Annotated in this window: 9 protein-coding genes and 1 tRNA gene; 6 read left to right on the top strand and 4 right to left on the bottom strand. The window is 64.1% G+C overall.

Annotation, left to right across the window (positions count from 1 at the left end; translation table 11 throughout):
• A partial coding sequence (locus AC5RTE_RS12610; RefSeq protein ID WP_494041732.1) for a transposase occupies window positions 1–304 on the top strand: 304 nt, incomplete at its 5' end.
• On the opposite strand, the gene AC5RTE_RS12605 is transcribed toward AC5RTE_RS12610, so the two are convergent.
• On the bottom strand, window positions 301–846 hold the full coding sequence (locus tag AC5RTE_RS12605; protein WP_494041731.1) for an acyl-CoA thioesterase: 546 nt from the start codon (window positions 844–846) through the stop codon (window positions 301–303). The genes AC5RTE_RS12610 and AC5RTE_RS12605 overlap by 4 nt on opposite strands.
• A gap of 79 nt (window positions 847–925) precedes the next feature.
• Here AC5RTE_RS12605 and AC5RTE_RS12600 point away from each other — a divergent pair, with 79 nt between their 5' ends.
• Together AC5RTE_RS12600 and AC5RTE_RS12595 are read left to right on the top strand one after the other, a co-directional pair.
• Window positions 926–1,657 (top strand): potassium channel family protein, encoded by a 732-nt coding sequence (locus tag AC5RTE_RS12600; protein WP_494041730.1) that lies wholly within the window; start codon window positions 926–928, stop codon window positions 1,655–1,657.
• A 352-nt stretch (window positions 1,658–2,009) separates the two neighbouring features.
• Entirely contained in the window at window positions 2,010–2,888 is an 879-nt protein-coding gene (locus AC5RTE_RS12595; protein ID WP_494041729.1) for a LysM peptidoglycan-binding domain-containing protein, read from the top strand.
• A 162-nt stretch (window positions 2,889–3,050) separates the two neighbouring features.
• On the opposite strand, the gene AC5RTE_RS12590 is transcribed toward AC5RTE_RS12595, so the two are convergent.
• The 3 genes from AC5RTE_RS12590 to AC5RTE_RS12580 form a co-directional block, all read right to left on the bottom strand.
• Entirely contained in the window at window positions 3,051–3,482 is a 432-nt protein-coding gene (locus AC5RTE_RS12590) for a CBS domain-containing protein (protein ID WP_494041728.1), read from the bottom strand.
• Window positions 3,483–3,666: 184 nt separating this feature from the next.
• Window positions 3,667–3,748, bottom strand: a tRNA-Tyr gene (locus AC5RTE_RS12585).
• A 189-nt stretch (window positions 3,749–3,937) separates the two neighbouring features.
• Complete coding sequence (locus tag AC5RTE_RS12580; protein ID WP_494041727.1) at window positions 3,938–4,192, bottom strand: hypothetical protein; 255 nt, start codon at window positions 4,190–4,192, stop codon at window positions 3,938–3,940.
• A gap of 185 nt (window positions 4,193–4,377) precedes the next feature.
• On the opposite strand from AC5RTE_RS12580, the gene AC5RTE_RS12575 reads away from it, so the two are divergent.
• From AC5RTE_RS12575 to AC5RTE_RS12565, 3 genes are all read left to right on the top strand, one after another.
• Window positions 4,378–4,869 (top strand): YajQ family cyclic di-GMP-binding protein, encoded by a 492-nt coding sequence (locus AC5RTE_RS12575; protein WP_050054209.1) that lies wholly within the window; start codon window positions 4,378–4,380, stop codon window positions 4,867–4,869.
• A 152-nt stretch (window positions 4,870–5,021) separates the two neighbouring features.
• A complete protein-coding gene (locus AC5RTE_RS12570) occupies window positions 5,022–5,507 on the top strand; it encodes a Fur family transcriptional regulator (protein WP_494041726.1) in 486 nt (161 codons plus the stop codon).
• 7 nt (window positions 5,508–5,514) lie between these two features.
• Entirely contained in the window at window positions 5,515–7,011 is a 1,497-nt protein-coding gene (locus AC5RTE_RS12565; protein WP_494041725.1) for a catalase, read from the top strand.
• Window positions 7,012–7,124 lie beyond the last annotated feature (113 nt).

Genomic DNA, 7,124 nt, shown 5'->3' with positions numbered 1-7,124 from the left:
TGACAAGGCATACTCATCCAGAGCCATCCGGACCCACCTTCGCGACCGCAATATCGTCGCTGTCATCCCGCAACCATCAGACCAGATTGGTCATCGGGAACGACGGGGATCCACCGGCGGCCGGCCCCCGGCCTTCGACAAAGAGGACTACAAAGGCCGCAACGTCGTCGAACGCAACTTCAACACCTTCAAGCAGTGGCGGGCTCTGGCCACCCGCTACGACAAACTCGCCCTCACCTACCGGGGTGGAGCAGTCCTCCGAGCGATCAGCATCTGGCTGACAGCTTTAGGAGACACGCCCTAGCCCCAAACGTGCGGCGCAGGCCTCCGGCTTCCCGGCAGTGCGCTGGAAGCGCGCCACTCGTGTACCCAATCCGGAAGCACCAGGTCCGACGGCGGGCCGCCGAACTCCCGCAGGATCTCCTCCTGGCTGACCGGCCTGCCCTTGTGGACCAGGCGGGTGGCGATGTGGGCACGGGCGTAGATCTCACCGTCGGCTACCATGCGCTGCTCGAAGTAGATGGCCTTGGCGTCCAGGCCGATGATGCGTGTTTCGATGGTGTACTGCTGCCACAGCTTAAGGGACTTCCGGAAGGCGATGGTTTCTGCCGCCACCACCGGGCCCCACCCGCGGCGGCGCATCCGCTTCCACACTCCGCTTCGCTCCATCAGGTCAAACCGGCCCAGGTCCAGCAGGGAAAGATACATTCCGTTGTTGACGTGCAGTGCAATGTCGATGTCGGTGGGCAGCACCCTGAGCGGCAGCGAGGAACTGTCCCAAACCGTCAGCGGCGGGCGCCGGGAAGAGGTGAAAAGCAGCAGGAGGGTTCGCAGAAGCAGGTGCATTCGACCATGTTACCTACGGGTAATATCGGGCGGGATCAAGCACGAAGACGCCCGGCCCGACCCACGTAGGATTTCCTGCATGACCCAACATCGCTACCGGGACCTCGCGGACTGGCCGCTCACGGTGACGGCGCTCATCTTCCTGGCGGCGTATGCATGGCAGGTGCTGGGCCGCATCGAAGGCAGTAGCGCCTTCTGGCTTGAGGCTGTCATGTGGGCGACCTGGGGTATCTTTGCCGTGGACTACTTAGTTAACCTGTGGCTGGCGGATGACCGGGGCAGCTGGTTTCTCCGGAACCTGCATGAACTGCTTATTGTGGTGCTGCCGTTCTTCCGGCCGCTGCGCCTGCTCCGGCTGGTGACGCTGCTGTCCGTATTGCACCGCACGCTCGGGGACACGCTGCGGGGACGCGTGGTCACGTATGTGGCAGGGTCTGCGGCGATGCTGGTGTTTGTGGGCGCACTCGCCGTCCTTGACGTGGAACAGTCTGTCCCGGATGCCAGGATCACTACCTTTGGAGACGCGTTGTGGTGGGCCATGACCACCATCACCACCGTGGGCTACGGGGACATGTACCCCGTGACACCGATTGGGCGGATGGTCGCAGCCGCCCTCATGATGAGCGGAATTGCCGTCCTGGGTGTGGTGACGGCCTCCATCGCGTCCTGGCTGGTCCAGCGTGTGGAGGACACTGCTGAGGCCGTGGCCGATGCTGAGGCGCCGGTCCGGGCGGAGCTGGCAGAACTCGTGGCGGAACTGGCTGCGCTTCGCCGGGAAGTCGCTGCGCTGAAGGACCAGCCCAGCCGCTAGCACAGGCTGATGCCCGGTAAGTGGGCGGAATCAGACTGAGTATCCGGGGCTGAACGCCCGAGTACCCGGCAAGGATATTCGGGTAATTCCTACTGGTGCCCGCAGGATGCGCACTTCCTAGACTCGGGAATCCTAGGACCGAACATGTGCTGGCCTGTTCCCCGGGTGGCTTCCGGATGGCAGTGCCTCCTCGCGGAGCTTCCGTATTTTCTGGGTATGCGGACACTCCATCTTGTGCCGACGGCGGCCAGCCTGGAAGGGGACCGCCCCGGCGCATCACACGCGCTCCGTCCCGCCTTCGCTTCGTGCGCCTGCAGCTGCCTGGCTGGACCGAACCCCGATGGGCTATCCCATGAACCAGCCGAAGTTTCAAACCTCCGAACCACCAGGACGCAGTTTCGCCACAAACGCTTTCCGCTCCGGCGTGACGGCTGCCCCGCCCACCGTCATGAACAGGCTGTGGGCCGGGATGGCCGCTGCCGCCGTAGTGGCGGCGGTGGGAGTCGGTGCGCTCGCTGCCCCGGCCACGTCACTGCTGCAGGACTCGCCGGCGGCTGCCCCCGTTGCCGGGACGCCGGAACCGGCCGCCCGCGTTGACGCGGCTGGCCAGGCTGCGGCCGAAGGCGATTCCTCCGGGACCTCTTCCGGCGACGGGCAGGAGCAGCCGGCCGTGCCCGCGGCCGCACCTGCGGCGGTGCCCCCTGCAATGGAAGCGCAGGCGCCACCTCCTGTTCCGCCCGCTGTCGCCCCCGCGCCAGCCCCTGAGCCGCCAGATCAGACGTTGATTCTTTCCGGTCCAGCCCCTGCAACACCCGAGGGGGCAGCCGCCGTGGCCAGCGCTCCGGCACTGGCCGTGGCGCCGGCACCCGTTGCTCCTGTTCCGGTGGTTCCGGCTGCTCCGGCAATCCGAACCATTTACGTGGTCGGCGCCGGCGGGCAATCCATGGTGGACGCCTGCATCGGCCCCATCCACTACACCCCGAACGACGGCTACTCGCTTTTCATCACCGAACACGACTTCTGCGGGGGCTGGGGGCGCTTCTCCGGAATTGGGGTGGGTGAGACGGTAGAGATCCCGGGCTACGGAACCTACACAGCAACCGCGAGGGGCCAGGTACCCAACCCGGGAACCACCAATGACGTCATCGCAGTGTTCGGTGGTTTCCCGCGGGCCATCCTGCAGACCTGCATTCCGGGGACCAGCCAGATGCTCCTGATCGCACTGAACTAGCCGGGGTGAACTAGCCGGGTTGAAACTGGGCCGACGTCCGGGCCTTTCCGCGGCTGTTGCTTGTCTGGGCTGCGGCAGGGGCGCATGCATGGACATAAAGTAACGCCACGAAGCGAACTCTGTGGCGTTGGTTCTGCGGGACATTCCCTCAGGGAAGCAGGGCTAGGCGTTCATCCGTTTGCGCTCCGAGATGTGCTCCACGAGCTCACCCACACGCTGTTCGGAGTAGTTGCGGGCGATGTCTCCCTGGCTGATGATGCCCACCAACTTGTGGTCCGCGATAACCGGAAGCCGCCGGACCTGGTACTTTTCCATCATTTCGATGGCGGCATCAACATTCGCGTCGGCATCCACCCAGTAGGGCCGGCCAGTGGCCAGGTCACGGGCCATCATTTCGCGGGGATCGCGCCCGGCGGCTACGCACTTGAGCACGATGTCCCGGTCGGTGATCATGCCCCTCAGCTTGCCGTCGTCACCGCAGATCGGCAGCGACCCGCAGTCCAGATCCAGCATCATGCGGGCGGCGTCGGCGAGGGTCTGGTTTTCCTTAATACACTGTGCGTCCGTCGTCATGAATTCACGTACGGCACTCATTGGTCCTCCTTTATCGATTTCCTAATCGACGCAGGGCATCGGGCGCATGCGCCGATGCTGTCAGCCTACGCCCGGGGATGGCCCGTGTCGACGGCGGTCGGCTGGTTGTAAAGGCGTGGATGCAGACTCTCTGCGGGACACGAAAAAGCCTCCGGAACCTGGGGTTCCGGAGGCTTTCCTTGGGTGGCAGATGAGGGATTCGAACCCCCGTAGGCGTTGCCAGCTGATTTACAGTCAGCCCCCTTTGGCCGCTCGGGTAATCTGCCGAACTTCGAAAGAAGATCACCCCCGGCTGCAGTCCGTGGAACGTCCGTTTCCGGACCGTTCCGCTTCCAGTAACCGCGGGCAAGACAACTTTACAGAACTTCCGCCGAAGAATCGAATCGGCGCACCGCGGCCAAAAATAGCGCGGATTTAGCGGGTCCATCCTCGAGGTATGGCGGTGGCCGGACGCGTCAGGCTTCACCCAGAATCCGCCCGGCCAGGCGGGCCTCGAACTTCACCGCCTGCTCCTCGGTGATCTGGTTCAGCTGGACGGCGCGGAGAAGGTCCTCTCTGACACCCTCCATCCGGGAGGCGGCGTCCGCCACAGGGCTGAAGATAATGGAGGCTGCCACCGCCGCTGCCGCCACGGACGTTGCTGCGGTGGCCACGGCGCCGGCCGCCGCCGAGCTGGTTCGTGTGACATATTGCGCGGCCTTGCGGTGCATCGTGTTTCTTTCGTGCAGCTTTCCAACCCTTTCAACTGTGCCCGGGCCCCCTTCGTTCCCCCGGGGCGTGCGCTGGGAGGGAACCGTGAATACCGCACCCCTCAGCGGGAGCATCCGTATTACGCTTGAATCCAGCCCACCAGGCCCCGTCCGCCGACGGGGCTCCCACCAGCGCAAGGAGAGTCATGGCAGGCGAGTCAACGTTCGACGTCGTAAGCAAAGTGGACAAGCAGGAAGTGGCCAACGCCCTTAACCAGGCACAGAAGGAACTGGCCCAGCGCTACGACTTCAAGGGTGTAGGCGCTGAGGTGGATTTCAGCGGCGAAAAGATCCTCATGAAGGCCAATTCTGAGGAGCGCGTCCTGGCGGTACTGGATGTGCTGCAGTCGAAGCTGATCCGGCGCGGCATCTCCCTGAAGTCGCTGGACACCGGGGAGCCCTACGCCTCCGGCAAGGAGTTCCGCCTTGAGGCTTCCATCAAGGAAGGTATTGCCCAGGACCTGGCGAAGAAGATCAACAAGCTGATCCGTGACGAAGCCCCCAAGTCCGTGAAGTCCCAGATCCAGGGCGACGAACTGCGTGTGACGTCCAAGTCCCGCGATGACCTGCAGGCCACCATGGCGCTGCTGAAGGACTTCGACGAGGCCGACCTGCAGTTCGTTAACTTCCGCAGCTAGCCGCGCCGTCGTTTCCGACGCGCAAAGTACAGCCGCTCCACCAGGAGGCCGGCGCACCCTGAATACGGGTTGCGCCGGCCTCTTTGCGCACCGGGAGGAAGGTTAGCTGAGCCTTATTGTGAGATGTTCATAATAAGTGCTTGAATGGTGTCATGACGGAGAACTTCGACGGCCACGAGGCCTGGGCCAACGCCCTGCGCGCCCATGGCCGCAGGGTGACAAAGCAGCGGCTGGCCGTCCTCGCCGCCGTCGAACGCCACCCGCACTCCCCTGCCGAAAGCATCCTTTCTGCTGCCCGCGCTGAGCTCCCTGAACTGACGGCACAGTCCGTATACGTGGTGCTGGGAGACCTGACGGACCTGCACATGCTTCGCAGGTTCGAACCCCCGCACTCACCCGCGCTCTACGAAACCCGCGTGGGCGACAACCACCACCACGCCATCTGCATCAGCTGCGGCCGCGTGGAGGACGTTGACTGCGCAGTGGGCCACGCTCCCTGCCTCACACCGCACTGGGACGAGAACGCCAAGCCGATGACCATCCAGATCGCCGATGTCATGTACCAGGGCATCTGCCAGGACTGCCAGCAGTCCCAACAACTTCCTTCCAATCGTTTGTCACAAGAAACACAGAAATAGGAGAACAATGACTGCCATTTCAACAACCCAGTCAGGTGCACCCGTAACGTCCGACGCCCACTCGAAGTCGACTGGCGCCGACGGTGCGATCATCCTGACTGACCACTACCTGGTGGAAAAGCTCGCCCAGTTCAACCGCGAGCGGGTTCCGGAGCGCGTAGTGCACGCCAAGGGCGGCGGTGCATTCGGTACGTTCAAGACCACCGAGGACGTGTCCAAGTACACGAAGGCAGCCTTCCTCCAGCCCGGCGCCGAAACCGAGATGCTGATCCGCTTCTCCTCCGTCGCCGGCGAAAACGGCTCCCCGGACACCTGGCGTGATCCCCGCGGTTTCGCCGTGAAGTTCTACACCACCGAGGGCAACTACGACCTCGTGGGCAACAACACCCCGGTGTTCTTCATCCGCGACGGCATCAAGTTCCCGGACTTCATCCACTCCCAGAAGCGCCTTCCGGGTACCCACCTGCGCGACGCCGACATGCAGTGGGACTTCTGGACCCTGTCCCCCGAATCCGCACACCAGGTCACCTGGCTCATGGGCGACCGCGGCCTGCCCGCCTCCTGGCGTGAGATGCAGGGCTACGGCTCCCACACCTACCAGTGGATCAATGCCGAGGGCGAGCGTTTCTGGGTCAAGTACCACTTCAAGTCCAACCAGGGCGTGAACTCCATGAGCAGCGAGCAGGCAGAGCAGCTGGCCGGCTCGGACGCGGACTTCTACATCCGCGACCTGTCCGAAAACATCGAAGCCGGGAACTTCCCGTCCTGGGACCTGCACGTGCAGGTCATGCCGTACGAGGACGCCAAGACCTACCGCTTCAACCCGTTCGACCTGACCAAGGTGTGGCCGCACGGCGACTACCCGCTGATCAAGGTGGGCACCATGGAGCTGAACCGGAACCCGGAGAACTACTTCGCGCAGATCGAGCAGGCCACCTTCGCGCCATCGAACTTCGTGCCGGGCATTGCGGCTTCCCCGGACAAGATGCTGCAGGCCCGCATCTTCTCCTACGCTGACGCGCACCGCTACCGCGTGGGCACCAACCACGCCCAGATCCCGGTGAACCAGCCGAAGAACCAGGTCAACAACTACAGCCAGGACGGCGCCGGGCGTTACCACTTCAACGCCCCGTCCGTCCCGGTTTACGCCCCCAACTCGGTGGGCGGACCGGCTGCAGTTGAGCCGCAGAACCCGGCAGGCGGCTGGGAGAACGACGGCGAGCTGACCCTTGCCGCGCACTCCCTCCACACCGAGGACAGCGACTTCATCCAGGCCGGCACGCTGTACCGCGAGGTGTACGACGAAGCCAGCAAGGCCCGCTTCCTGGAGACCATCACCGGTGCCGTGGGCGGCGTCAAGAGCCCCGGCATCAAGGAGCGCGCCATCCAGTACTGGACCAACGTTGACGCCGAACTCGGCGCCAAGCTGCGCGCCAACCTCGGCGCCATTGCTGTCGCGTCGGCTCCGTCCTCCGATGCAGAGGCTGCCAACAAGATCGGCTGATCCAGCTGCCTGGTGAGCTTTTTCAAGACCACCCCGTCACGGTTTCCGTGGCGGGGTGGTCTTTTGGCTTTTTCCACAAATCCGGTGCTTTCCACATAGCCGCCCGAGCCGTG

The sequence above is a fragment of the Arthrobacter sp. K41 genome, assembly GCF_059089645.1.
This window is presented reverse-complemented; position numbering and strand designations above follow the sequence as displayed.